We start from the raw sequence: 26,877 nt of genomic DNA on the forward strand, positions 1-26,877 counted from the left end.
TATGCACGAACAGGTTGGTAGATATGGTATGGGTAGGGGGTCATTTCTTTTAATGATGGCACTGCTATTTTCATTTTCGTGTAGTGTTGAAAAGTACATTCCTGAAGGAGAGGTGTTGTATACAGGTGCAGAACTCGAAACAAACTTACTGACAGAAGAGAAAGTTCAAGATATTAAAAAGGTAAAGGCAGAATTGCAAACTCTCTTGCAGCCCCAACCGAATTCATCTGTATTGGGCATGCGATTAGGCCTGTATTATCATTATAAGGCCCAAAGGGAAAAACCTGGTTTTCTGAATAAATGGTTGAACAAGAAGTTTGGCGAAGAACCTGTTTATTTATCTCAGGCAAATCCTGAGCGGGTAGAAGAGTTAATACTGAATAGACTTGATAATAAGGGTTTCTTCTACAGCAGGGTGTCTTCTGAGGTAGACAGTAGTGCCAAAAAAGCGGCGATAAGGTATTCTGCTGAATTGCCTAGGCCCTATACCATGCAAACATTTCAACTAGAAAAAGACTCTTTGCCCATTTATTCTGCGATTGAAGATGCGCTTACTGACAGCCAAATTCAAAACGGACAAAGGTTTGATTTGAGTTTGATGAAATTTGAGCGAGAACGAATCGATAATGAATTAAAAAAGAAAGGATATTATAATTTCAATCCTGATTTTCTAATTTTTGAGGCCGATACGAACAGGTATGATAACCGAAAGTTCGATTTGTTTCTCAGGTTAAAATCTCAAGTGCCCGAACGCTCGATTATTCCTTATGAGATAGATTCCATCACTGTTTATCCAAATTACACATTAGGTGATAGCGTCGAAGTTACAAGTCCGAAAATGGTCAACGGTCTGGCTTTTGTGCAAAATGAGGAATATTTCAAGCCCGAACAGCTAGAACCCTACATTCTATTTGAAAAGGGTCAACCTTACAATGCCTATACGGCTCAACTAACCAGCAATCGACTCTCTAATATCGGTAGTTACAAGTTCGTGAACATTCAGTTTACTGAGACAGATACTACGGCCAATAAAGATGGTGCGGGGTCGCTGCACTCAGAAATTTTTCTATCTCCTTTAACCAAGCGTTCGATTAGGGCAGAACTTCAAGCTGTGACTAAATCTAACGGGTTTGCGGGCCCTGGTATTTCAGTGGCCTATAGCAATCGAAACCTGTTTAAAGGAGGTGAAACGCTTAGCATCATTGGTAACTTTCAGTATGCTACTCAAATTTCCGGTGGCGATAATCAGAACCTCAGTAGTATCGGGGGTGGATTAAAAACCGATTTGACCATACCCCGTTTGGTACCATTTTCACCCAGTAGGTTTAAATATGCTGTTCCAAAAACCAAAATCAGTTTGGGCGGCGATTTTTTGAATAGAAGTAAACTCTATAGTTTAACATCTTTCAATACCTCTTTTGGGTATACATGGAATGCCAATAGATATGTATTTCACGCCTTGAACCCTATCAGTGTAAACTACGTGAATTTGACCAATACAACCGAAGAGTTTGAAGCTATTTTAGATAAAAATCCATTTTTACGTAGAAGCTTTGAACAGCAGTTCATTGCCGGGTTGACCTATACTTTTACGTATAACGAACTGGTCGACGAAGATAAGTCGAACCCGATTTTCGTGTCGACCAATATTGATTTAGCAGGTAACCTGTTGAGTCTTGTTAGCGGAAATGAGACCATTTTTGGCTTAGAATTCGCACAATATGCCAAGGCCGATGTCGATTTCAGGTATTATTTTCGCTGGGCCAAAGAGCGAACATTGATTGCTAGATTATATGGTGGTTGGGGCGTGCCTTATGGTAATTCAACAACGCTGCCCTTTGTGAAGCAATTCTTTTCTGGCGGACCGTACAGTGTTCGTGCTTTTAAGATTCGTTCATTGGGCCCAGGTACATTCACCTCAACTGACGATTCAACGACCAGTTTCTTCGATCAATCTGGAAACTTAAGTTTGGAGGCCAATCTAGAATACCGTTTTCCTATTTGGTCTTATTTAAAAGGGGCATTTTTTGCCGATGCCGGAAACGTTTGGTTGACTACCGAAGCAGAACTTTTAGATGGAGAGTCCGAAGAGGCCATAGCCTTTAATGAGCGTTTGCAGACCGAAGGTAAATTTGGTAAAGATTGGACAAAAGAGTTGGGCGTAGGCGTAGGTTTCGGATTAAGGGTAGACATCCAGAGTTTTGTAATAAGACTCGATTTGGCCTCCCCGGTACGTGTGCCTTACTTGCCTGAAGGTGAAAGAAGCAGAATACCCTTTTTCGAAGGTGGCGATGACAACCTGATTTTCAATTTTGCCATCGGTTATCCATTTTAAAACCGTAAATCAATTGGAAGCCATACATCTTGATTCCGCTATCTCTTCCATTATTTCAGCAAAAAGACGATAGGAATTTATTCTTGCTATTGGGTCATAAATATGAGAGGCGACCATGATTTCATTGACTCCGGTGTCCTCTAAAAACTTAACGGTTTTTTCCTTGACCGTCTCTTTATTACCTATAAAAGAAAATTTCATCATGCGCTGTAAGGCGGGATCCACAGCTATTTGTTTGAGCTGTGGTGTCATCTCGGTAGGAGGCTGTAAATAATCAATTTGTCCGGTGAGAACACCTACAATCATTCTTATGCTTGAAGTAGACATGCGTTCAGCTTCCTCTTCGGTATCGGCGGCAAGAACATTTACACATGCCATAGTATAAGGTTCTTCAAGGTATGCCGAAGGCTGAAAGTTATTGTTGTAAATAGTAAGGGCCTTGAATAGGTGTGTAGGGGCAAAATGACTGGCAAACACATAAGGTAGGCCTTCTTTTGCGGCCAAATAGGCACTATCGGTACTTGATCCCAGAATATAAATAGGTAAATCTACGCCCTCGGCAATGGGCACCCTCACTTTATTGTTTTTATTTTCTGCAGAAAAATACTGTTGAATAGAACGAAGCTCTTCAGGAAAACGGTAGACGGCTTGCATACGGTCGGGCCTAATGGCCTGAGCAGTGGTCTGATCGGTGCCTGGGGCCCTTCCTAAACCGAGGTCGATGCGATCAGGGTAAAGAGCACTGAGTGTGGCAAATTGCTCCGCAATCAGCATAGACGAATGGTTGGGTAGCATAATACCACCGGAACCGACTCTCAATTGATTGGTACCACCGGCAATATGACCTATCAATACAGAAGTGGCGGCACTGGCGATACTCACCATGTTATGGTGCTCTGCCAACCAAAAGCGATTATAGCCGAAAGACTCCGCTTTTTGTGCCAAATTCAAACTATTCTTAAAAACCTCAGAAACTGAGAAGCCCGAACCAATGGTAGCGAGCTCCAGTATTGAGTAAGGAATAAAATCTTTTCTATGCTGCTTCATGTTCACCAACTGTTTTGAATAACAAAATTAATCAATAATAGACCGGTGACACGGTGTTCTCCGTTAAGGAGATGATAAAGTTTACTACAACATAGTTGTCTTTATAAAGCTGATAAACTATTGTCTTGATGAATTTCTATTTCCAGATTCGATTTCAGCTTTTGCCATTCATTATTAAGTTCTTCCGCCTGAGATTGAAGAATGGCATTGGTGGTATTGGGCAAATCGGTGTAGGCCAAAAGCTCTTGATATTTTAAAATCAGTTTTTTTTCAGCTTTAACGATTAGTTCATCCACTTCGGTGCCAGTCAAAGGCCTTTCCAGTAGCGAATTTTCTAAATCATTAAAAATCAACCTGTCAGTTTTTGGTACATCAGGCGATGCTACTTGATCGGTTACGGCCAATATTTCGTGCTTTAAGATGGCTGCAAAAGAGCTGTACTGAAAGTATCTGTGTTTGAAATAATCCCTTTTACTAGGGTGTCTATCAGAAGTTACGAGAGTGCCGTAGACCCTTTCAGCCGAAAAGAGTTGGGCAAATAGGGCTTCCAAGCGATTGAAAATGCTTTGGTTATCAGAATTATGCATAATTTTTTATTTAAATTAAAAGAATTGGAAGTCGCCGTACTATCGGGTACAATTGGCACCCCAAGTTTCACCACCTTCGATAAAAGCAATAATTAATTCACCTTCATCAATTTTTATGGTTCCTGAGCTGTTCACCAAGATATTCTGGTTTTTTTCCATAGTTACACCATTGATACTTGGTATTCCATTGGAAAAGTCAAATCGATAATTGTCGCCTACTTTCACAACCGTCACTCGGCCATCATCAGTTGAAATCTCAGTTTCGGTATCCGGTTCGGAATAGCTAACGCTACCATTGTAGGTGCCAACAAAAAGATTGTCGTCTGTAGGGTCGTTGTCTTTACTACAAGAAACCGCCACCAAGGTAAGGCAGATTAAAAGACCCATATGCTTTGCAATTTTTTTCATGTTTTAAAATTTAGGATTTTATGTTTCAAACAAAGGTATAGGGTGTCATACGCCATCCTAACTTCGTTAAGGAAGCTTTAAGACATAAAAATTCTAATGAGTTAAAGATATAGTTGATACAGACGAAGGGGCCCTATACCGGAGGTTCACCTAAATAAAAAGCAAGGGTTATTTAATTTTTTGGGACAATGGTCGCGTTGATTGTATCGCTCATAAATGCAAAATGAGCCAACGCTTTTTCGGTGAAATTCAAAAGGCTAAGACTACGGTCAAGGTTTTGGTTTTTATAGGCCACTTTATAATATACGTCGCCGTTCAAGTAGTCGGTGAGGGCTCTTAGGCCGTGAAGAAATGGCATTAAAACGGCACCCCATGGTAAGGTTTCAACTTCCTTTTGGCTCAAAAATGGTCCATTGGCTGCCAGCCCTTTTACAAAGGAAGAGAAGAGCTCCTTTTCAAAAACAATTTGGTCATGATCTATCTCATCTTCGGGGGCGGTGTTAACGATGGTTCGCACGGCATCCCCAAAATCGTACATAAATTTACCCTTCATTAACGTGTCTAAATCAATTAGACAAAGTGCCTTTTTTGTTTCCTTGGAAAAAAGGATGTTGTTCAATTTAGTATCGTTATGGCAAATGCGGTCAGGAAGTTCGGCCACATTTACATCTCGTAATTTTTCGATGACTTTATGCGAGAACGAAATGGCATTTGCGGCCATCGATAGTTTTTCTTTAGGCGCATGTTCTAAAGCTTCTTGGAATTGAGAGGTCCGCAGCTTTAAATCATGAAATTGAGGTATGGTATCAACATATTTGTCTAACTGGGCGCTGAGTAGAAGCATATTAAATTTAGCAATAACCTTACCTGCTTCAAAAGCTATTTCAGACTCCGTAGTAGTGTTGTAGGCAGTGCTGCCATCAATGTACGTCATCACCCGCCAATATGCCTTCTCCTTATCTTCGGTAGAAAGATAACTCTCTCCGGTTAAAGTTTTGACAAGGGTTATCTGTTGGTAATGGTCATCGTTCAAATGTTCAAAAGCATCTTGAACATTGTTCATTAACTCGGCTACGTTGGTGAAGACTTTATGGTTGATCCGCTGTAAGATATAGAGCGGAGTTCGATTTTCAGAAACTAAATAAGTATCGTTGATCAAGCCGTCGGTCAACGGCTTGAATCGATAGGGCTTCTCGGGTACCGAGAATTTTGTTAATAAGTTATTGAGTTGCTCTTCTTTATAATTACTCATTCGTTAGGCCAAAGCGGCGAACTGTATTTTCCGGCGTTGGTCTTTTTTTGTAAATAAGATACAGCGGTCTCACGGTCGCTGGCATAGGTAACACCGAACCAATCGCCACCCGAAGGAACCACTTTAACCTTAATTTCACCGGCCTGTAGCATATCTTGAATAATCTTTGGTATGTAAAGCTCGCTTTTGGCACCCAAATCTTTACTGTTCAAGAAAGCCCTAAAATCATTTTCAATTTTTTCGAAGATACTAGGCTTGCAAACCCAAAAGTTCATGCTTACATGCTCTTCTCCGGTATATTCGTTGCCAGAATCTTCATCTATAACTTTACCATCTTTTGCCTCTAGTTTTAAACGCTCATCAACTGAAATAAGGTTGTCGCCATCAACTTGACAAACACCTCGAGAAACGGAACCATGTTCTGATAAGGTGTTTTTTAAGGTATAGCCCACGAGGGCATAGGTATTGTCGTCTTTATGCGCCCGCATAAAATTAGCGGCGTTTTCGTATGCCGGCTGACCATAGAAGTCATCTGCGTTCAAAACAGCAAAAGGACCGTTGATAACGTCTCTGGCCGTCCAGACCGCATGGGCGGTACCCCAAGGTTTTTGGCGTTCTCCTTCAAAAGTACAGCCATCTGGCAAATCAGTAATTTCTTGGGCCAGAACATCCAATTTAATATTGGCCGGCAAACGGTTTCTCAAATGATCTTCTAAAAACGAGACATTGTCTTTTTTGGTAATAAGTACAATATGGTCAAAACCATTTTTCAAGGCATCGGAGATACCGAATTCCATAAGGAATTCACCATTCGGACCTAAATCATCGAATTGCTTTAGTTTGCCATATCGGCTTCCGCTTCCAGCAGCCATCAAAAGTAAAGTCATGTTTCTGTAGATTTTATTGAGTTCGGGCAAAAATATGACTTTATAAAGAAAGAGACGGTGAAATGCTAGTATAGGTAACATTTTTTTGACATCTCGATAAATTTTGCTCCTATAATTTTTCTACTTTACTATCAAATTCATCTAGCCTTCTCGTTTCTTTAATATTGTAGTAAATGAAATTTTTTCTTCTTTCGGTTTTTATAAGTTTTTCGGTATTTCTTCATTCCCAAGAAAACTCCAGACCGAATATTCTTGTCATTATTTTCGATGATGCCGGACTGGACATGAGCGCCTACGGAAGTACCTACGTGAATACCCCTGGTTTTGATGCCATTGCTAAAAATGGAGTGCTTTTCAACCGAGCGTATACACCTAATGCCAAATGCGCCCCTTCTCGCGCTTCACTTATGACCGGAAGAAATTCATGGCAGCTCGATGCTGCAGCGAACCACGTTATCTATTTTCCGCCCAAGTTTAAAACTTATCAAGAAGTACTTCAAGAAAACGGGTATACCATCGGTTTTACGGGAAAAGGTTACGCGCCTGCCATTACCTTGACCGCCGATGGAAAAGAGCGTGAAGTTCTTGGCCCAGCTTATAACACTGAGATATTAGAACCTTTGACCAGTGGCATTTCAAGCAATGACTACAGTGCCAATTTTGATAATTTCCTTCAGAGAGCCCCAAAAGATGCTCCTTGGAGCTTTTGGGTCGGTAGTTTAGAACCACATCGGGGTTATGAATATGGTTCCGGAAAGCGTATTGGAGGAAAGACCGAGGATATGATCAAAGATTTCCCTCCTTATTGGCCCGATAATGAGGTGACACGTACCGACTTGTTAGATTATGCCCTTGAAATTGAAAATTTTGATGAGCATATCGTCAAAATTATGAATTCTCTTGAAAGATCAGGGCAATTGAACAATACGTTGGTAGTGGTAACCTCCGATCACGGAATGCCATTTCCAAGGGTCAAAGGCGACCAATATGAAAATGCCAATCATGTGCCCATGGCCATTCAATGGCCAAAAGCCATGAATAAAAAGAACAGAAAGGTAGAAGATTACATTAGTTTTATTGATTTGGCCCCGACTTTTTTAGAAGCCGCTGGTATCGATTGGCAAACCTCAGGAATGCACCCTCCGGCAGGCAAGAGCCTCTTGAATATATTGGGCTCTTCAAAATCGGGACAGATTGATGATTGGCGTAATTTCGTTTTGGTGGGGAAGGAAAGACATGACACTGGGCGACCGCGTGATGTGGGTTATCCTATTCGCGGGATACATAAGAATAATATGCTCTACATTAAGAATTACGAAATTGATCGTTGGCCCAAAGGAAATCCGGAGACCGGTTATTTGAATACAGATGGTAGCCCGACCAAAACCGAAATATTGAAATTGAGAAGAAACGGAAATTCCCGTTACTGGCGATTGAATTTCGGAAAGAGAGTAGAAGAAGAGTTATATGATTTAAATGATGACCCTTTTTGCATGAACAACTTGGCAAGCGACTTAAGTTATGCCGATGAAAAATCAGACTTGCGTTTTGAGATGGAGATGAAACTAAAAGAACAGGACGATTTGAGAATGCAAGGTTACGGTCATTTGTACGAACAGGCCCCTTTCGTCAATGGCCGAGATTTTTATCATGATTTTATGGCCGGCAAACAACCCAAAGCTGGTTGGGTAAATGATTCCGATTTTGAACCTTTTGTGCTTGATGGTGATGGAAACGAACTGGAACCGGTAAAGATTAATCTCAAAAATTAGATTAAAAAAGCAACCTCATCAAGTCGGTCTTTACGGTTCGGTTACCTGATGAATGGCTAGAGAGCTTGAGGTTTCACTGAAAAAGTATGACTTGTCCAGAATGTCGCAATCAACCCTTTGAATTGGCGTAATGCACCTATTTGAAGCAGCTTTGTGCAACTTATCTTTGAAAGAGTGCTAATTAGATTTGCTCCCCAAGGGAATACTGACGGGGTGGGTGTATGTCTGCGGATGAGAAGATTTTGCTAGTTATCTATGGAGAGAATTGTTCATAATTATACCTAGGATGCCTCATAACTTAAATAGAACCAAAATGGTGAAAATAACTGCACCGGCAGATTGCGATAATGCCCCAAAGAAGAAATTTCTAAAAGAATTTAATGTGGCTTTTGCCGAAGCCGATGTCGACTACTTTCATGATAAGCTGACCGATGATGTGGTGTGGGATATGGTCGGTGACAAAATTATTGAAGGAAAGGAGAATTTTATAGCCGCCTTATTGAAAATGAAAGAATATACCGCCAAAGAGTTAAAAATAGAGAGCATAATTACTCATGGCAGGTCTGCGGCAGTCAATGGTACCATGGTAATGAACAAGGGTAATGTTTTTGCCTTCGCCGACTTTTATGAATTTAGAGGGGCCAAAGGTAGTCTGGTCAAAAAGCTTACTTCTTATGTGGTCGAAAAATAAAGAGTAGAAACATACTTAACTATAAAACGTAAATGAGATGAAAGTTAATCCGTATTTGAATTTTGATGGGCAAGCTGAAGAGGCCTTCAAATTTTACAAGTCAGTCTTTGGCGGCGAATTCACTGCCAATATGAAAATGTCTGATGCTCCGGGAACGGAGAATCTACCCTCATCGGAGCAGAGTAGAACCATGCACATTTCGTTGCCTCTCGACGGTGGTACCGTTTTAATGGGGTCTGATATCATGCCTTCGGCGGGGCACCAGCTGAATAAAGGTAATACCAACTATATTTCGCTGCATCCCAAAAGTAAAGATGAGGCCGATAGAATTTTTGAAGGTCTTTCAAAAGGCGGTGAAATTGAGATGCCCATGGCCGATCAATTTTGGGGAGACTATTTTGGCAGCTTTATAGATAAGTACGGTATTCACTGGATGATTAATTATAACGCAGAATTTAATTGATAACAGATGAAGATGATAACTATTGGTACGACCGTTGAGGTTGATAAAGAAAAGGTTTGGCAGTTTTGGACCCAACCTGAGCATATTATCCATTGGAATTCTGCATCCGATGATTGGCATACTCCAAAGGCTGAAAGTGATCTGCGAACCGGTGGTCGCTTTACTTCTCGAATGGAAGCTAAAAATGGCAGTATGGGATTTGATTTTGGCGGGACCTTTGATGAAGTCAATCCGCCTGAACTGTTGAATTATACCTTAGATGATGGCAGAAAAGTGTCTGTTAAATTCGAGGAAAATGAAGGTGTTACTAAGGTCACCGAGAGCTTTGAACCCGAAGATCAAAATCCTCTAGAAATGCAAGAGCAGGGATGGCAGGCTATATTGAACAACTTCAAAAAGTACGCGGAGTCGATAGCTTGACACCACATTCCTATGATTTTAATTTATAAATCATTCGTTCATGAAATCAAAAGAAGATAAAAAGCCCACCACCGTTGAAGAATACCTGAAAAGTTTTCAGGGGGAGGTTCATAGTGCTTTAGGCCAAATAAGAGGCTTGATCAAGCAGGAAGTTCCTGATGCTGAAGAATCGATGGCTTACGGCATGCCGGCATATAAATTGTTTGGAAAACCTCTTGTTTATTTTGCAGGCTATAAGAATCATATCGGGTTCTACGCCACCCCAACAGGCCACGAAGCATTTGCTGACGAACTTTCAATTTATAAGCAAGGTAAGGGCTCGGTGCAATTTCCTTTAGATGCAGAGATGCCTTATGACCTGATCCGCAAAATTGTGCGGTTTAGGGCAAATGAGAACGAAAAGAAGTTTGGTCCGAAGTAATGATTAAGGCCAGAGAAGATTTCTTTTGAGTCATTAATACTGAGAATTGTCATGTTTTTTGGTAACGAGTATGGTTAACTTTGGTAAAACAAGCTAATGATTAGCTCAAAATTCTAAGGTTATGAAAAAAATAATAGTTCCTGTAGATTTTTCCCAGCAATCGGAATATGCTATGAAAGTAGCTGTTTCGTTGGCTAAAAAACATGGTTTTGAAATATTGGCATTGCATATGCTAGAACTCAATCAGGCAATGATTACTTCCACCGAAGATTATCATCCCGAACAAACTGTGTTTCTAATTAAAATGGCTGAAAAAAGGTTTGATGAATTTTTGAAAAAACCTTTTTTAAACGAGGTAAAGGTCACTCCAATCATTAAGCACTATAAAGTGTTCAGCGAGGTGAACGAGATTGCCAAAGAACACGAGGTGGGCCTCGTGGTAATGGGCTCTCATGGTGCCGATGGTCTTACAGAGATATTTATTGGGTCAAACGCCGAAAAAGTGGTGCGAACATCAGACATACCAGTCATTGTCGTGAAAGGAGAAATGGAAGATTTTAACATCAAAAGGTTTGTTTTTGCCTGCGACTTTAGCCTTGAAAATCTGACTGCCTTTAGTCAGGCAAAGGCTTTTGCCTCGATGTTATCGGCTGAATTGAATTTGGTTTATGTAAATACTCCGGGTGATAGCTTTTTGAGCACTTCTGATTGTTACGAAAGAATCAATAAGTTCTTACATGAGGCAAAAAGTGCCGAAGAAGTAACCATTTACAATGATTATACGGTAGAAAAGGGCGTTCTTGGCTTTAGTGAGGTGAACGGTGCCGATGCCATAGGCATACCCACCCATGGCCGGAGAGGTCTTGCACATTTTTTCATGGGAAGCATTGGCGAAGATATTGCCAATCATTCAAAAATACCTGTCATTACCTTTAAAATCAATGATTGATAGACAGTAACATAAAATAACTAAGGCGCCTGATGGCGCCTTTTATTTTTCAATCAATTTTGTGACTAAGGATTGATAGGTACCTCTAAAATCTTTCCCGCCAGCATATCAGGTAATAATAGACGACCGTTTTCTTCCTCAAGAAGAAAATCGGCTGCAGATTGCAAATTTTCAATTAAAATAGTGGCTTCCTCTGTCTTGCCATCTATTTTCCAAACTTTGGCCTGTGCCCAACTGCTTACGTAATAGTTGCCTTTACTATCTTGTTCAACGGCATCGGCACCTCTGAAAGTTCCCTTTAAAGGGGTTAATTTTCCGTTTCGGGTTACTAAAAAGTTGCCGGTGAAAAAGGCACCTACCATGATATTGCCCTGGTTATCTACACCGACCCCGTTTGGGTTTAGCATCAAGGGCGAGCCGTCTTGCACAATAGATATTTTTCCATCTAACGTAATATGATAGATTCGGCCTACTTGCGGAATCTTCTTGGCTTCCTCACTATCTAAAGGCCATAAATCGTTATTGGCATCACGCATGTATTGCGTGGCACCCATATCGGCCACATAAATTCCTTTTTTTTCGGAGTCTACGGCTACATCGTTTAAATAGAGCGCTTCCTTCGGAAAATCTTCTTTTTTGATAAAAACCGTAGCCTTTCCGTTTTGGTCAACTTTCCAGACTCTATTCAGGTCTGAGAGGTAGAGGTGGCCATCTAAAAAAACGATTCCTTTGGGCTCATCGAAGCCATTAGAGAAGATTTTTACCCCTTCTTCTGAGATTTCTGCGATTTGTCCATCGCCCTCCTCCTTGCCGTTCATCAGGGTTACGTAATAATTGTCGTTGAACCCTTTGGTAAGACTCTCCGGTTTCATTCCTACTTCTACCGGGAACTTTATTTGCGCTTGTGTGATAGTGGCCCATAACATAAGACACATGCAAATCGTACCTTGAATTGACCGGAAAGCGCGACTTTTGGCGCAGGGTGCTGATTTTTTCATTTTTGAGACGTTTTTTAGTAATAAGCATTTTGTTGAAGTATTTGGGTTATATAATTTTCATTTCCGTTGGATTCCAGTCCACCGGTTTTTTTGAATAATAGCTGTCGTTGGCCAAAAGGGCAGCGCCTGCGGCGCGTAAACCGAAGGTAGGGTCTTGAATTACTTTTCCGTTTCCACGAATGGCTTCAAAGAAGTTGGAAAAATGATCATGTCTACCACCTTTGTAATCGCTGGGCGCTTTCCAAGTGGTAGTACCCGTACTCAATGAAGAAGCCCTTGATTCTAGGTTCTGCTCTTCATAACCTTTTTTGATTTTTTTCTGCATTTCTTCGGTGAAGGCCACCATCGAATACCCTGCCGGTACCAAGCCTAACTTTGACCTTTTTAGGGTGACCGAGTTTTGGCCGACTTCCATCTCACCTTCTGTGCCTATCAGTTTAAAACCACCGCCACCGCCACTTCCGGCGATAAAATTAATACGAAAGGCTGCGTTAAAAGCAGCATGGGTTTCCGTTTTTGGATAGTCGTAAAGAGTGATGCTTACATCGGGTACATCGCGCCCATCTTTCCAATATCGAAGTCCGCCCGTTGCTAATGCGCGATTGGGTCCGTGAGAACTGATAACGTGGTTTAGGGTAGAAAAGGCGTGTACAAAAAGGTCACCTGCAACCCCGGTACCGTAATCCCTGTAATTTCGCCATCTAAAAAAACGCTTGGGTTCAAATGGCACTTTCGGGGCATTGCCCAAAAAGGTGTCAAAGTCAACGGTCTGCTTATTGGCGTCAGGTGGTATCGGATATTGCCAAGCACCCTCGGCAGAGTAACGATCATTATAGAAATCGAGCATTACGATGTCGCCAATGGCACCTTTCTCATATAGTTGTTTGGCCTTTTCATTGCCCAAAGAAGCCATACCCTGACTACCGATTTGGCAAAGCTTTCCCGACGATTTTTGTGCATCTATGATAGCTTGCCCTTCTTCCCATTTTTGAACCATCGGCTTTTCGCAGTATACATGTTTGCCCGCCTTTAGAGCATCAATGGTTATTTGTTTATGCCAATGGTCGGGAGTAGCCACAATAACGGCATCGATATTTTTTTGGTTCAATAACGCCCTATAATCCCTAGTGGTGAAAATATCATTTCCCCATAATTCTTTGGCGCGGTCTAACCTACCGGTGTAAAGATCACAGGCGGCAACCACTTTTGAGCCATTAACGGTCAGGGCGTCGTTGGCGTCGTAAATACCTTGAATGCCCACGCCGATTACACCAAGATTAATTTGGTCATTGGCAGAATAGTTGTTTTCACGATGTTGTCTTTGCAGCCAAATAGTCTCATCTCTTGATGAGGCTAAAATAGTGGGCGCCGAGGTAATGGCGGCCGATCCTAAGGCAGCCTTTTTTAAGAAAGACCTTCTGTTTGAATTTTGTTTCATTTTGGTATGCTTTTGATAAGCTGGTTTGGATAAAAAGCAGAGGAATTTACATCTTTTGGCCTGCAATGCCAAAAGTTTAACCCTTGCTCTAAATCGGTTATCGACTGATTCACTCTCAAGACATAATCCGCGTTAATTTATAGAAGCGCTGGTATTCATCAGGTATGTCTGAAAGCTTTAAAAGACAGCCTTCTTGCATATACGGATATATTTCATCGTAAGTCGCTACCTTGTACATACTTACCCGCTTGCTGATATGTTCCCTTCGAAGATCCTGAGGGCCGTCTAGTCCTGCAGCGGCAACCAATTCAAGGAAACTATGAATGGTGGCCTCATGGTAATTCTTGACCCTTACCGATTTATCACTGACTACCAGCCCTTTCATAAGTGATTTGTTCTGGGTAGCGACCCCTACCGGGCACGTATTGGTGTTGCATTGCAGTGCTTGTATGCAACCTACCGCCAACATCATGGCCCGGGCGCTATTACAACCATCTGCGCCTAGCGCAATGGCCCTTGCCATGTGAAACCCTGAGATGATTTTGCCCGCAACGATTACCTTAATTTCTTTTCGAAGGCCGAAGCCGACCAGAGTGTCGTGTACAAATACCAAACCTTCGCGTGAAGGCATGCCCATGGTGTTCGAGAACTCTACCGGGGCCGCACCTGTACCACCTTCACCACCATCAACGGTTATAAAATCAGGTGTGATACCTGTATAGATCATGGCCTCACAAAAATCCATGAATTCTTGTTTTCTGCCAACACATAGTTTAAAACCTATAGGCTTGCCATCTGATAGGTCACGCAGTTTTTTAATGAAGTGCATGAATTGAATGGGATTGGAAAATGCAGAATGCGATGGAGGCGAATGAACCGCAATACCGGGTTTAATGTGTCTGATCTTAGCAATTTCTTCTGTGTTTTTTACCGCAGGAAGTATCCCGCCATGACCAGGTTTCGCCCCTTGCGATAATTTTATTTCAATCATTTTTACCGCTGGGCGAAGGGCATTTTCCCTGAAGGTGGTTTCGTTGAAAGTGCCATCATCGTTGCGACATCCGAAATACCCCGTTCCGATTTGCCAAATGAGGTCTCCACCTCCTTCCAGATGATAATCACTGATTCCACCTTCACCAGTGTTATGCGCAAAATTTCCCATTTGCGCACCTTTGTTCATGGCCAAGACGGCATTTTTGCTCAAAGATCCAAAACTCATTGCCGATATATTTAAAAGGCTTGATGAATAGGGTTGCTTGCAATCTTTGCCACCAATAGTAAGCCGTGGAAATCGCCCAATTTCTTTTGGATTGTTCTTTGCGTACATCGAATGTTCCATCCACTCATATCCGGCACGATAAAGGTCCATTTGCGTTCCGAACGGTTCGGTATCATTGGCACCTTTGGCTCTACGATAAATAAGGGAGCGAAGAATACGGTTAAGCGGTCTACCTTCCGTATCGGTTTCTACAAAATATTGCATGATCTCAGGTCTGATTGACTCCAGCAGATACCTGAACCTGCCAATGACCGGAAAGTTTCTTCTTATGGTATGTCTCTTTTGGGTGATGTCAACAATACCCATTAAAATAAGGGGGGCGACGAGAATGAAAACCCAAAGAATCGGTTTCCAAAAAAAGGAAATACCTAGGATAAGCGCTACCAGAATAAATGAAATCAAAAGAAACTTTTCACGAACTTTCATGCTGACTAATTTGTGCCCGAATTTATGAAAATAAGGTCGAAAAGCCTGTCTAATTATCGTGGCATTAGCATCGAATATCTAGTCAAGTTTTGTGCTGTCATGGCGGGCCTTGAATATTTCAATGTATAACATCGTGCTCATTTTTTGAGCCCTGTTTTTGGCGATAAATGCAGTTTCTCCTTCAAAAAGTTCGTCAATAGTTTCGAACCATAGGTTCAGCCATTGCCCAAAATGTTCTGATTGAACGGTGTGTCCCACTTTTTTATCTACATGAATATGCGCCTGTATGGGATTGCCGAAGTATTGTCTCTTCAAAAATAATTGTGCTTCCCAAAAATGGGTAAGTATTTCAAAGTGCTCTTCCCAATCAAGAATGATTTTATTGAAAATCGGACCTAAGGTGGCATGTTTTCTAACCTTGCCGTAAAAGGTTCTGACCAGCAAGTCTATGTGGCTCCGATTACCGATATCAGTCTTTACCACAACCGGAAGTTTAATTGCCTAAATGGTCATTGTAAAAATCCCAAGCGGCAGAAGCAACATCTCTGCCCAATTCGAGCCCGGCAACATTGTCCGCCTGAATATGGTAACCACCCATTACCCTTGAAATACCCGCCATATTGGCCGTTTCGGTAAATGTTGGAAACTCTAAGGTGACTTGTTTGCCAAAAAACTTTTTGTCCGTTTCGGTATAGGAGCCTGGTGTCAATGTAACTTTCTCGCCAAAGAAATCGCTACCTGTAAAGAGCCTCAATACTTCTGCACAGGCACCGCTAATCGTGCTGTGGCCCGAAGTATAGCTGGGAAAAGGGGGGCATAAAAAGACATCTGGCGAATAGGGCCGCCACTCTTGCCCTTTCATTTCAATGACTCCTTTTCCTGGGCCTCCCCAAGCTTTGATAACTTGGTTTTGATAATAGTCATGTACCAGGGCGTAGGGTCTAGCGTAGTCGTAAAACATTTTAGAATCCCAAGATGCGATAAAGGCATCCATAGCGGCTATCTCCGTTAGAAAATACATTTTTACATCTTCATCTAAGGTATGGTTGTCACGTCTTGAAACATCTTGAGCAAACTTCAACCAGTGGCCCGCTTGTTGTACCGATTGAGGCCCATCTCGCATGAACTCGACTAAAGCTTTGTCTTCGTCGCTAAGGTTGGCTTGTAAATCGATTACTTCTTTTACTTCGTTCTTCAGTTGTTCGGAACCGACCATGGGCGGAGGGCCTGGTCTAAATTGGTCAGCCGTCTTTAGGGTCATCGGCTTAACATTTTGCCAGAAGGGGGTAAGACACCCAGGGGCATATTGTCCGCCTTTTCCATCGGAAAAGTATTTTGGCTGCCAACGATTGATATCGGTATTTTCGTCCGCTGTATTAATAGGAGCGTAGTTGGTATAGTCAAAATAAGGTTTTCCATTTGATCCCTTTTCTTCACCATATTGATTACTTCCGTCGTTTTTTCTGGCTTCTATTACGGCTTTTGCCGCCAGATTGCCAATGCCCTCGGGCGTGTTGGGGTCTAATGATGTATTCTTAGGGTCTAGGCCTAATTTTTTCATCAATTTCTCAAACATTTTGGTGTCGGAATAATAGTATTCTTTCATAGCACCGAAAGCTGCGTAACTGATGGCTATTTCTTTATTTTCTAGCGTTTGTTCATTAGCAGGCCTCCTATCGATTTCAGTAAGATAAACGGGCTCGGCAGAAGAATCGTACCGAGACCAAGCATCGAAAATAGAGGTGAAAATAAGACCTAAATAACGGGATGTTATGGTGGGTCTGGGCTTGAATCTTTCAGTATCCGAGGCAGTGGCATCTAGAGCCATTTTGCCCCATTGGTAAGCAACGTTCTCGGTTCCTTTCGGTTCGTCCGATACTTTCTTTTGAGCTTTAAGGGTACTTGTGCTACAAGCTATAAACAGTAATACAGCGAAACTTAATCTTGTCATTGGTTGGGTTGAGCGATTAAATAAGCGCTAAATATATAAAGTACGTTCGGTTATCAAATAGATTATCTGTTAAAACCTTAAAGACAGGGCAAGGTAAGGGCAAGTTTCATGTTCATTATTAGAGTTATTATTTCCCGTTAAAAATGCCAATAACTCTTTCTTCGAGGTGTAAATTTGTATAAAAAATCATATGAACCTACCCCAAACCGACAAAAAACGTTTAGTAATTATAGGGGGCGGATTTGCAGGTATATCATTGGCCAAAAAACTGAAAGATTTAAACGTTCAGTTGGTAATGATCGATAAGCATAACTACCATACCTTTCAGCCTCTTCTTTATCAGGTATCCACCAGCGGATTAGAGCCCGACTCAATCGCTTACCCTATTCGTAAAGTTCTTAAAAGGTTGAGCAATTTTCACTTTCGCTTGGCAGAGGTCGAACGTATTGATGCCGATATGCAAAAGGTATATACTTCAATTGGTGATTTGACCTATGACTATTTGGTTATCGCCACGGGTACCAAGACCAATTTTTTTGGAAACCAAGATTTGGCCAAAAACGCCATGCCTATGAAGAACGTGCCTCAGGCGTTAAACATTCGAAGCCTGATGTTACAAAATTTTGAAAAAGCAGATGATTGTGAGAGATTAGAAGAAAGAAAGGCCCTTCTTAATTTTTGTATAGTGGGAGGTGGGCCAACCGGCGTTGAGCTTTCAGGTGCTTTGGCCGAACTGAAACGCAACGTGTTCCCTAAAGATTACCGTCATTTGAATGTAGAGGAAATGCAGATTCATCTTTTCGAAGGCGCCGAAAGAATTCTTCCGCCTATGAGTGAGCATGCCTCTAAAAAGGCATCTGATTTTCTACAAGAACTGGGGGTGCAGATTCATTTAAAGACCTTAGTGAAAGATTATGATGGTGAAACGGTTACTTTGAATGATGATACGACCATGAGATGTAAAAACTTGGTTTGGGCAGCTGGGGTGACCGGGGCATCGATACCAGGTTTAAGCGGTCAGGCCTTGGTGGAAAAATTAAACCGATTCAAGGTTGATAGGTACAATCGTATTGAGGGGTATCCCAATATTTTTGCAATCGGCGATATTGCTTATATGGAAACTGATGCTTTCAAAAAAGGGCACCCGCAGGTAGCGCAACCAGCTATTCAACAAGGTGAGCATTTGGCCAAAAACCTGTATCGATTGTTGGAAGGTAAAAATCTTGAGCCCTTTACTTATAATGATAAGGGTACCATGGCTACTGTTGGCAGAAACCGTGCTGTAGTCGATTTAAGCAAGGTGAAATTTTCAGGATTTCTGGCTTGGTTCGTTTGGATGTTCGTTCATCTAATGGCTTTGGTCGGCTTTCGAAACAGGGTTATCGTATTTTTTAACTGGGCCTACAATTATATCAATTATGATAAGGCTGCGAGGTTAATTGTCAGGCCGTTCAATCACAAAACTTAGTTTGCAAGCCGTAGTCGCTCAAAAATTAAAAAGCTTTATTATATTTGTTCCGTTGTGTTGTGACCCAAAACCTTTTTAGGTATGGGCCAATGAAAGGCTTTCCAAATCGGAAGGCTTTTTTTGTTTTTAGAAGATGCCCGTTGCGGTTATGCTTGAGCCACCAGAACCAATGCGGCAGCAATTAAAATTGATATAAAAACGACGGCTGTGGTTCTCCAAGAGAACTTTTTCTTCGTTTTTTCGGTTTTGGAACTAGAAGTTGATTTTCTCTGATGTACTGTTCTTGTAATAGTACTTGTTGCTGTGGTATTAGATTCTGTTCTTTTCATAGTCATTCATTTCTTTCATACAGAATAATTTCACTTATAATCTGGTTAGCCCTTTTTTACTTTCCTTGATTGCGATTTTTCAAGACCGTTCTTGCTTTCGCCACCCTGGCTGTATAGCTTGCTTTTTTTGTCCATCAGATTTTTGGTACCTACTAAATTCTTGTTTTTGTATGAAGTGGTCTTGCTGTTAGTAAAGTCTAACCGTTCCCCTTTTACCAAGAACAGACGATTTTCATCACTATTTTCTGATGGCGATTTATTATCGGTTTTTTGTTCGTTGATTTTCTTGGAATTCACTTCATTTTCATTTTTCATACAGCGGCAAATTAATGCTAGATACTTCAAACACCGTACGTTAACCGATCATTTGTTGATTCAAAAAGTATATGGGCAATGTTCAGGGCTTTCCCAGAAAGGAAGAATGAAAATTGTCGTATTTTTAAAGAACTCACTTAAAACTACATTATGCCCCTTTATCATCGCTTGGGATCTATACCCAAAAAACGGCACACTCAATTTAAAAAGGCTGACGGCAGCTTACATTACGAACAGTTGTTCGGAACTATAGGTTTTGATGGCATGTCATCTCTTCTCTATCATCTGCACCGACCCACGCAGGTAAAAGAAGTACTTAAGACGCTAGATGTAGCACCTCGAGCTGCTGTTGATTATAACATAAAATCGAGATTGTTAAAGGGGCTTGAGGTAAGACCGGAGAATGATTATCTAGATAGCAGAAAGACCGTTCTATACAATAACGATGTTCACATCGTATTGGCGGCCCCAAAAAAATCGATGACCGATTATTTTTATAAGAATGCTGATGCCGATGAGTTGATTTTTATTCATGAAGGAAGCGGCACTTTAAAAACCCTTATGGGTGAAATAGTCTTTGAATATGGCGATTATTTGTTGATACCGAGGGGAATGATTTATCAAATTCATTTTGATGGCGAAGACAACCGATTGCTCATTACCGAAAGCTACCACCCGATCTATACACCCAAGAGATACCGCAATTGGTTCGGGCAGCATTTAGAACATTCTCCATTCTGCGAGCGGGATTTTAAACTTCCGCAGAACTTGAATACGCATGATGAGAAGGGCGATTTTTTAATGAAGGTTAAGAAACAGGGCCAGTTACACTATATGGTTTACGCTACACACCCGTTCGATGTGGTCGGTTGGGACGGATACAACTTTCCATACGGCTTTTCCATACACAATTTTGAGCCCATAACCGGTAGGGTGCATCAACCGCCTCCAGTGCATCAGACCTTTGAAACATCGGCTTTCGTGGTTTGTTCATTTTGCCCAAGATTGTACGATTATCATCCGGAAGCTATTCCGGCACCTTACAATCATTCCAATATCGACTCCGATGAAGTACTCTATTATGTTGATGGTGATTTTATGAGTAGAAAAGGTATTGATAAGGGGTATATTTCATTACATCCGGCAGGCATCCCCCATGGTCCGCATCCGGGAACCTATGAAGCAAGTATTGGTAAAAAAGGTACGGAGGAGCTGGCCGTTATGGTAGACACCTTTAAACCTCTCAAACTTACCCAAGCGGCCTTAGACATCGACGATGGCAAATACTACCAAAGTTGGTTAGAGTAAGGTTATAGTCAGCTGTTATCTTTTTGCCAAAACCATGCCCACAATCGTTCGATTGGGTATTTTTGAAAAAATAAAGCAATCAAGTGATATTAGATTTAATAAGAAAAAGACGTTCTGTCTTTCCCGTACAGTACAATGACAAGCCTATTGCGAAGGCAGATATAGAGAAGGTTCTAGAAGCGGCCAATTGGGCACCGAACCACAAAAGAACCGAGCCATGGCGTTTTAAGGTGATGACTGGCGAGACAAAAGAAAAATTGGGGCTGTTTCTCTCTTATAAATATATGGAGCATGAAGAGCGACCCAAACAGATGAAAGCCAAAAAGCTTATCGAAAACCCGAAAATGGCCGGTGCGATTATCGCTATTTGCATGCAGCGAGATCCAAAGGAAAGCCTTCCGGAATGGGAAGAAGTTGCAGCAACGGCCATGGCGGTACAGAACATGTGGTTGTGTTGCACCGAAATGGGAATAGGAAGTTATTGGAGCTCGCCCGGACTGATCAAATTTATGGACGAGTTTTTTGAAATGGAAGAAGGCGAAAAGTGCCTTGGCTTTTTCTACATGGGGCACTACGATGAAGAATTACCTGAAGGTACTCGCGGGCCAATTGAAGATAAGGTAGTATGGGCCGATTGAGCTATTCTATCTGGTAATTATAGGTAGCACCACCTTGCTTTAAAACCATTGATTTTGAAGAAGGTTCGAATTCCATACGAACCCCTGCCTGATTGAATTCGAAAACATCTTTTTCGACGGCTTCAAGTAGAAACGAGGGCTGCCCTGTCGCTTGGGCCATCAATCCGTTTTCGCTTTGCGTAATGGTGATTTTAAGAGGTATTTGTTCACTTGAATAAGTGCCAACATAAAGTGCTAGCGCTTCAGGTTGAACGACGAAGCTTTTAAAGCTGGGTAAATCGAAGGGTTTATCGAAATAAGCGCTAAGTGCAGCGACCATGATGTCATTATTGTTGACCCTTGAGCCGTTAGAAGTAAGCGAGAAGGCCAGCTTATCTTCAGGTAAATAACCTAGCATTGAGGTGAAACCGTCAATTCCGCCATTATGTCCGTATCCTTTTTTGTCATAGAAGGGCATTTGAAAAATGCCCATTCCGTAACCATCTGAGATGGTCTTCATGGTGTTTAACGATTCTTTTTCAATAAGCTTTTCAGAAAAAAGAGCGGTTATGAATCTGTTGAGGTCCGTAGGAGTTGAAATTAATGCTCCCGCACCTAAGGGTATGGACATGTCTGTTTCTTTTTCCTCAATCCAAGAATCCGTAAATCTATAGGATAAGGCTTCGTTTTCGGAAGTCTTGATATGCTTGCCAATTTGGGTGCGACCTAATTTTAGCGGTTGAACAATCTTAGTATCGACCAAATCAGTATAAGATGTTTTAAAAACATCCTCTAAAATAAAGGTGAGTAGAATATAGTTTGAGTTGCTATACTCTGCCTTGCTATTGGGTTCGAAAATAGATTCTTTTTCACTTATTAGATGTACAAGTTCTTTTCTTGATTTGGGTTCGGTATGCCATTCAAGATAATCTTCACTGCTTGTAAAATTGAATATACCGCTTCGGTGACTTAACAGATGGCCAATGGTTATCTTACCTGCATTTTCAATTTCCGGAAAAAATGTTTCAATGGTCCGGTCAAGTGAAAGCAAACCTTCTTCTATTGCCATAAATGTGAGGGTAGAGGTGAACATCTTGGTAATAGATCCAACACGATATTTCGTATGGTTGTCGGCTTTTTGTTGATTTTCTGTATCGGCAAAGCCTAGCGACTTTTCATAAACGGTTGTTCCGTCATGACTCATGCTAAAACTACCCATCCAACGGTTGTTGCTTTCTAAAATGGTAAATAGGCTGTCAAGTTTTTCAAATTGCCTTTCTTGGGCAAGCAATATATTTTGAAAAAGAAGGAAGGATATAAGGGCCAGGCCAATTTTCTTCATGCTGCTTTTGTTAGATTATTTTATAAAAGGAAATAGACCATAGCGATATTCCCATGCTTTTGAAACGAAAAGTCCGAGATAGACCACGGCTACTACAAATTTGATAAAAGTTCCTGTAAGAAAACCAAGAAAAGACCCAAAGGCTGCCTTCGTGGCCGTTTTTTTATCGGCTTTGTTCAATAGTTCACCTACCAAGGCCCCGACAAAAGGCCAAATTATAATACCTAACGGACCCAAAAAAGGAAAAATTAGGGCAATGACGAGCCCCAAAGTAGTACCGATCATACCTGCCCTGGTACCTCCGAATTTTTTAGTTCCGATAGCGGGTATAATGTAATCTAGGGCGAAAACAACAAGGGCAACGGCCGCCGTTATGCCCAAAAACCACCAATCTTGAGGTATGGCAATAGTCAGGTGAAGCAGCAAAAGGCCCAACCAGCTTAGAGGAGGACCGGGCAAAACCGGTAAGAAACTACCAAGTATGCCAATAATAGTAAAGACGAAACCAACTATAAGTAGGGCAATATCCATCAAAATCGATTTGTGTATATGACTATGTGGTTTTGAAAATGTTACACATCTCTATGGCAATCTTTCATTTTTTTCAACTAAAAAAATAGTTTAAACTAAAAATTTAGTTATATTTGATTGTTATTAAACTAAAATATTAGTTGAATGAAGCAATTGACCAAGGCAGAAGAAGAAGTAATGCAAGTATTATGGCAGTTACAAAAATGCAATGTGGCCTCCATCATAGAAGAATTGCCCGAACCTAAACCTGCGTACAATACCGTTTCTACCATTGTGCGAATTTTAGAGGGAAAAGGCTTCGTGGATCACGAGAAACAGGGGAAGGGCTATCTGTACTTCCCAGTGGTTAAAATGGCAGATTACAGCAACCAAAGCATCAATAAGTTGGTAGATGGTTACTTTCAAGGTTCTTTTAAAAGTATGGTTTCCTTTTTTATGAAGAAGAACGACATGAGCCTAAAAGAGCTGGAATCCATCCTTCAGGAAATAAAAAAGGGAGACGACACGACCTCCAAGAAATAAATAGAAAACTAAAAATCAGTTCTAATGATACAGTACATTTTAGAATGCATCGCCTTTCAGTTGGTTTTTTTGTTGGTGTACGACCTCTTCTTGAAAAAAGAAACCTTTTTTCAATGGAATCGAGCTTATCTTATTGGAACCTATCTCATTTCTTTGGTGCTACCATGGGTGAAGATTGAAGCCCTGAAAACGCAGGTGCCGGAACGATTGTACGCATACCCCGAAGAATGGTGGAATATGAACAATACTCCGGAAGTGGCGGTAGTCGCTCGAGATACCTCACTGAATTTGAGTTGGCCCGCAATCGTTTTCGTGGTGGGAATTATCGTTTCCTTGGTTTTGTTTACCTATAAATTAGGCCAATTATATGCCCTTCGAAAGAGTGGTGAGGTGCAGTACTTTACCCATTTCACCAAGGTGGTATTAAAGAATAGTGATGCGGCCTTTTCCTTTTTTAAGTCCATTTTTTTGGGCGATAGGGTAATACAAAAAGACCACCAGAACATCATTGAACACGAGCTTGTACATATTCGACAAAAACACACCTACGATTTACTGTTCTTTGAGCTAATGCGAATCTTTTCGTGGTTCAACCCGTTAGTATATGTCTACCAAAATAGGCTGTCTGAACTGCACGAGTTCATCGCCGACGCCGAGGTAGCGAAGCATGAGAGAACAAAGCATTGTGAGCTCCTACTCTCCCAAGCTTTTCAATCACAAAATATTTCATTCATCAATCAATTTTTTAAATCATCATTAATCAAAAAACGAATAGTCATGTTACAAAAAGCAAAATCGAAAAAAATCTGGAAATTAAAATATTTGGCTTTGGTGCCGATGTTGTTCGGTATCCTGTTTTATACCTCTTGTGAACGCGATTTAGACGAAACCAACTCTGCCAATACAATTGAAGTGAGTAATGTAGAAAGCCTGTCAGCTGAGGAAGAACAGAATTTTTATGTTCGCTTGTTGGATTTGTCAAAACAGGGTGGAGAGTGGAATTTGGTACTCAAAGACGGTAACTCTACTATCACCTTTACCCATCCCGTAAATGAATACTCCTATATTTCCGGGCCCAATGGAGTGCCTATTAAGGCTGCCATGCAAATAAACTCTAAGGTGCTGGCCAGTGATTTTGACATTTTTGAACAAGACCTTAAGAGTGTAATAATTAATGGTAATGGGGTTGATGTACCTTTCACAGTTGTTGATGAAGTACCAATTTTTCCCGGTTGTGAAAATGCTTCGGATCCGAGGGCCTGTTTTCAGCAAAGTATTCAAAAACATATCAGCAAGAATTTTAGATATCCAGAGCAGGCCCAAACGCAGGGTATAGAAGGCAGGGTGTCCGTAATGTTTACCATCGCGGAAGATGGAAGTATTGTCAATATCAGAAAACGTGGGCCGCACCAACTTTTAGAGGAGGAAACCGAAAGAATCATCGCTCGGTTGCCTCAAATGAAGCCAGGAAAACAAAAAGGTCAAGCGGTACGGGTTCCTTTTTCGATACCCATCACTTTTAAATTGTCTCAAACCAACGCCTTAGGGGCAAATGTGGAAATGTCAACCAACAACCCCCAGCGCATGTCTATGGATGAGGTAATGGCAAATATTAATGTTATGCCCTTTGCTACAGTAGAGAAAGCACCCGTTTTTCCCGGATGTGAAAATGCTTCAGATTCTAAGGAATGCTTTAAGCAAAGCTTATATAAACATGTTGGTAAACATTTTAGGTATCCAGAAGATGCTCAGGCAAGGGGTATTCAGGGCAGGGTGGCTCTAATGTTTACCATAGCAGAAGACGGAAGCATTCAAAGTATCCGATATAGGGGTCCGGATGCCTCCTTAGAGGAGGAAGCTCTAAGAATTATCAAGAAGTTACCGCAGATGCAACCGGCCCAAAATGGTGGTAAAAATGTAGCGGTAGCCTATTCGATACCAATAAATTTTAAATTACAATAGAATTGAGAACCGTATTGAAGGGAGCAATTCTTATGGTTTTTGTAAAAGCCGAGGCTCAAACTTCGGCTTTGGCCGTTGCCGATAGTCTTTTCTCTACGGGTGATTTTACAAAGGCCATTAACCATTATGCCCAATCAAATGACCAAAATGCGAGCCTTCAAATTGCACGCTCTTATAACGCTTTGGGCAGATATGATAAGGCCATCGCGCAATATGAAGATGTTGTTGCAAAGCAGCCGGAAGCACAAATAGCAGGTTTTGAATTGGCCAAACTGTACTTGAAGACCAAGTCTTATGAAGAAGGGCGTAAACTATTTTCAAAATTGATTGCTTCCAATGATTCGAATCCTGAATATCATTATTATCTCGGTGAAATTTTTACAGAATTGAATCAACCGGCCAGTAGCTTAAATTCCTATAAGAAGGCTATTGAAAAAGACAGTCAGCATTTAAAGAGTTTATTTCGTTTAGGGAAGTTTTTTGTAATAAAGAGAGAAAAAGAAGCGGCGCTGAGGTATTTGAATCAGGGATTAAATGTGTATCCGGATGATGTGTCTCTCATCAACCTAAAGGCTTTGGGGTATTTTAATAACAACGAATACCAAAAGGCACTTCCCTTGTTCGAAAGATTGGTAGCGTTGGGCGAAACCCAAGAATTTATTCTATCAAAATTGGCCTATTGTTATTTTAAAAGTTGGGAGTTTGAAGAGGCGAAATCAACCTATAAACAAGTGCTCTTTTTTAATGATCAAAATTCTGATGCCTATTACAATTTAGGCCTTGTTCATTTAAAGGAACAACAGTTAGATAGCGCCCAGATATTTATTCAAAAATCAATAGAGGTGCAAACCCCTGTTTTGACACAAGAATATGAGGCTTTGGCCAGAATTGAGCGGTTGAGGAAAAACCCTAAAATGGCATTGAAGTACTATCAAATGGCGCATGAAGAGGCGCCCGAGGTTTCTATGCTGTTTCATAATGTTTGTACTCTGGCCGATCAAGTTTATGACAACCCCGAAAAGGTGCTGCCTTATTATGAAGAATATCTTGAACGTTACGGTCATGAAGACGGGTATAGCATCGAGATGGTCAAAAAAAGGGTCTCGCAATTAAAGGAGGAGATATATTTTGGCAAAAAGTAGGTTCTTCTTAAAAAATC

At 41.2% G+C, this 26,877-nt stretch carries 27 protein-coding genes; 13 read left to right on the plus strand and 14 right to left on the minus strand.

Features of this window, described 5'->3' with window-relative positions:
• Position 1 precedes the first annotated feature (1 nt).
• On the plus strand, positions 2-2,335 hold the full coding sequence (gene tamL, locus D1013_RS02945) for a translocation and assembly module lipoprotein TamL (RefSeq protein ID WP_225621366.1): 2,334 nt from the start codon (positions 2-4) through the stop codon (positions 2,333-2,335).
• 9 nt (positions 2,336-2,344) lie between these two features.
• On the opposite strand, the gene D1013_RS02950 is transcribed toward tamL, so the two are convergent.
• The 5 genes from D1013_RS02950 to D1013_RS02970 all read right to left on the minus strand — a co-directional run bounded on the left by D1013_RS02950 (position 2,345) and on the right by D1013_RS02970 (position 6,516).
• Complete coding sequence (locus tag D1013_RS02950; RefSeq protein WP_121847465.1) at positions 2,345-3,382, minus strand: LLM class flavin-dependent oxidoreductase; 1,038 nt, start codon at positions 3,380-3,382, stop codon at positions 2,345-2,347.
• A 101-nt stretch (positions 3,383-3,483) separates the two neighbouring features.
• A complete protein-coding gene (locus D1013_RS02955) occupies positions 3,484-3,969 on the minus strand; it encodes a hypothetical protein (protein WP_121847466.1) in 486 nt (161 codons plus the stop codon).
• A 39-nt stretch (positions 3,970-4,008) separates the two neighbouring features.
• Complete coding sequence (locus tag D1013_RS02960) at positions 4,009-4,377, minus strand: hypothetical protein (RefSeq protein WP_121847467.1); 369 nt, start codon at positions 4,375-4,377, stop codon at positions 4,009-4,011.
• A gap of 172 nt (positions 4,378-4,549) precedes the next feature.
• Positions 4,550-5,629: a phosphotransferase enzyme family protein gene (locus tag D1013_RS02965; protein ID WP_121847468.1), complete on the minus strand. Its 1,080-nt coding sequence runs from the start codon at positions 5,627-5,629 to the stop codon at positions 4,550-4,552.
• A complete protein-coding gene (locus D1013_RS02970) occupies positions 5,626-6,516 on the minus strand; it encodes a nucleotidyltransferase family protein (protein ID WP_121850574.1) in 891 nt (296 codons plus the stop codon). The genes D1013_RS02965 and D1013_RS02970 overlap by 4 nt, the downstream gene beginning before the upstream one ends.
• 173 nt (positions 6,517-6,689) lie before the next feature.
• Here D1013_RS02970 and D1013_RS02975 point away from each other — a divergent pair, with 173 nt between their 5' ends.
• The 6 genes from D1013_RS02975 (at position 6,690) to D1013_RS03000 (ending at position 11,232) form a co-directional block, all read left to right on the plus strand.
• Positions 6,690-8,288: a sulfatase family protein gene (locus D1013_RS02975; RefSeq protein WP_121847469.1), complete on the plus strand. Its 1,599-nt coding sequence runs from the start codon at positions 6,690-6,692 to the stop codon at positions 8,286-8,288.
• Between the two features lie 313 nt (positions 8,289-8,601).
• Positions 8,602-8,979: a nuclear transport factor 2 family protein gene (locus D1013_RS02980; protein WP_121850575.1), complete on the plus strand. Its 378-nt coding sequence runs from the start codon at positions 8,602-8,604 to the stop codon at positions 8,977-8,979.
• Positions 8,980-9,016: 37 nt separating this feature from the next.
• Positions 9,017-9,442 (plus strand): VOC family protein, encoded by a 426-nt coding sequence (locus tag D1013_RS02985; RefSeq protein ID WP_121847470.1) that lies wholly within the window; start codon positions 9,017-9,019, stop codon positions 9,440-9,442.
• A gap of 6 nt (positions 9,443-9,448) precedes the next feature.
• The gene (locus D1013_RS02990; RefSeq protein ID WP_121847471.1) at positions 9,449-9,862 is read left to right on the plus strand and encodes an SRPBCC family protein; all 414 of its coding nucleotides are present in this window, start codon (positions 9,449-9,451) and stop codon (positions 9,860-9,862) included.
• A gap of 40 nt (positions 9,863-9,902) precedes the next feature.
• On the plus strand, positions 9,903-10,283 hold the full coding sequence (locus D1013_RS02995) for an iron chaperone (RefSeq protein WP_121847472.1): 381 nt from the start codon (positions 9,903-9,905) through the stop codon (positions 10,281-10,283).
• 121 nt (positions 10,284-10,404) lie between these two features.
• Positions 10,405-11,232, plus strand: coding sequence for a universal stress protein (locus D1013_RS03000; RefSeq protein WP_121847473.1), 828 nt, complete (start codon positions 10,405-10,407; stop codon positions 11,230-11,232).
• A 65-nt stretch (positions 11,233-11,297) separates the two neighbouring features.
• Here the strand turns inward: D1013_RS03000 and D1013_RS03005 are convergent, their stop codons facing one another.
• From D1013_RS03005 to D1013_RS03025, 5 genes are all read right to left on the minus strand, one after another.
• Positions 11,298-12,230, minus strand: a complete 933-nt coding sequence (locus tag D1013_RS03005) for an SMP-30/gluconolactonase/LRE family protein (RefSeq protein ID WP_205601268.1) — start codon at positions 12,228-12,230, stop codon at positions 11,298-11,300.
• A gap of 46 nt (positions 12,231-12,276) precedes the next feature.
• On the minus strand, positions 12,277-13,668 hold the full coding sequence (locus tag D1013_RS03010; RefSeq protein ID WP_121847474.1) for a Gfo/Idh/MocA family protein: 1,392 nt from the start codon (positions 13,666-13,668) through the stop codon (positions 12,277-12,279).
• A gap of 115 nt (positions 13,669-13,783) precedes the next feature.
• The gene (locus tag D1013_RS03015; protein ID WP_121847475.1) at positions 13,784-15,373 is read right to left on the minus strand and encodes an FMN-binding glutamate synthase family protein; all 1,590 of its coding nucleotides are present in this window, start codon (positions 15,371-15,373) and stop codon (positions 13,784-13,786) included.
• Between the two features lie 78 nt (positions 15,374-15,451).
• A complete protein-coding gene (locus D1013_RS03020) occupies positions 15,452-15,856 on the minus strand; it encodes a group III truncated hemoglobin (protein ID WP_121847476.1) in 405 nt (134 codons plus the stop codon).
• 10 nt (positions 15,857-15,866) lie between these two features.
• Complete coding sequence (locus D1013_RS03025; protein ID WP_121847477.1) at positions 15,867-17,324, minus strand: vanadium-dependent haloperoxidase; 1,458 nt, start codon at positions 17,322-17,324, stop codon at positions 15,867-15,869.
• Between the two features lie 190 nt (positions 17,325-17,514).
• Between D1013_RS03025 and D1013_RS03030 the strand changes: the two genes are divergently transcribed.
• The gene (locus D1013_RS03030) at positions 17,515-18,792 is read left to right on the plus strand and encodes an NAD(P)/FAD-dependent oxidoreductase (protein WP_121847478.1); all 1,278 of its coding nucleotides are present in this window, start codon (positions 17,515-17,517) and stop codon (positions 18,790-18,792) included.
• 146 nt (positions 18,793-18,938) lie between these two features.
• Here D1013_RS03030 and D1013_RS20260 read toward each other — a convergent pair whose 3' ends face one another.
• Together D1013_RS20260 and D1013_RS03035 are read right to left on the minus strand one after the other, a co-directional pair.
• Positions 18,939-19,121 carry a hypothetical protein gene (locus D1013_RS20260; protein ID WP_162987791.1) on the minus strand — a complete coding sequence of 61 codons (183 nt, stop codon included), beginning with the start codon at positions 19,119-19,121 and terminating at the stop codon, positions 18,939-18,941.
• A gap of 45 nt (positions 19,122-19,166) precedes the next feature.
• Positions 19,167-19,436, minus strand: a complete 270-nt coding sequence (locus D1013_RS03035) for a hypothetical protein (RefSeq protein ID WP_121847479.1) — start codon at positions 19,434-19,436, stop codon at positions 19,167-19,169.
• Positions 19,437-19,586: 150 nt separating this feature from the next.
• Here D1013_RS03035 and D1013_RS03040 point away from each other — a divergent pair, with 150 nt between their 5' ends.
• Positions 19,587-20,744: a homogentisate 1,2-dioxygenase gene (locus D1013_RS03040; protein WP_121847480.1), complete on the plus strand. Its 1,158-nt coding sequence runs from the start codon at positions 19,587-19,589 to the stop codon at positions 20,742-20,744.
• 83 nt (positions 20,745-20,827) lie between these two features.
• Positions 20,828-21,382 carry a nitroreductase family protein gene (locus tag D1013_RS03045; RefSeq protein WP_121847481.1) on the plus strand — a complete coding sequence of 185 codons (555 nt, stop codon included), beginning with the start codon at positions 20,828-20,830 and terminating at the stop codon, positions 21,380-21,382.
• A 1-nt stretch (position 21,383) separates the two neighbouring features.
• Here D1013_RS03045 and D1013_RS03050 read toward each other — a convergent pair whose 3' ends face one another.
• Both D1013_RS03050 and D1013_RS03055 read right to left on the minus strand, forming a co-directional pair.
• A complete protein-coding gene (locus D1013_RS03050; RefSeq protein ID WP_121847482.1) occupies positions 21,384-22,703 on the minus strand; it encodes a serine hydrolase domain-containing protein in 1,320 nt (439 codons plus the stop codon).
• A 15-nt stretch (positions 22,704-22,718) separates the two neighbouring features.
• Positions 22,719-23,234 (minus strand): DUF456 domain-containing protein, encoded by a 516-nt coding sequence (locus D1013_RS03055; RefSeq protein ID WP_121847483.1) that lies wholly within the window; start codon positions 23,232-23,234, stop codon positions 22,719-22,721.
• Between the two features lie 144 nt (positions 23,235-23,378).
• Between D1013_RS03055 and D1013_RS03060 the strand changes: the two genes are divergently transcribed.
• From D1013_RS03060 to D1013_RS03070, 3 genes are read left to right on the plus strand one after another with little or no spacing between them, the layout of a single operon-like run.
• On the plus strand, positions 23,379-23,756 hold the full coding sequence (locus tag D1013_RS03060; protein WP_121847484.1) for a BlaI/MecI/CopY family transcriptional regulator: 378 nt from the start codon (positions 23,379-23,381) through the stop codon (positions 23,754-23,756).
• Between the two features lie 24 nt (positions 23,757-23,780).
• Positions 23,781-25,718 (plus strand): M56 family metallopeptidase, encoded by a 1,938-nt coding sequence (locus D1013_RS03065; protein ID WP_162987792.1) that lies wholly within the window; start codon positions 23,781-23,783, stop codon positions 25,716-25,718.
• A 2-nt stretch (positions 25,719-25,720) separates the two neighbouring features.
• The gene (locus tag D1013_RS03070) at positions 25,721-26,860 is read left to right on the plus strand and encodes a tetratricopeptide repeat protein (protein WP_121847485.1); all 1,140 of its coding nucleotides are present in this window, start codon (positions 25,721-25,723) and stop codon (positions 26,858-26,860) included.
• The last annotated feature ends 17 nt before the right edge of the window (positions 26,861-26,877 follow it).

Origin of the sequence: Euzebyella marina (assembly GCF_003687485.1) — a bacterium.
In the GTDB taxonomy this organism is placed as follows: domain Bacteria; phylum Bacteroidota; class Bacteroidia; order Flavobacteriales; family Flavobacteriaceae; genus Euzebyella; species Euzebyella marina.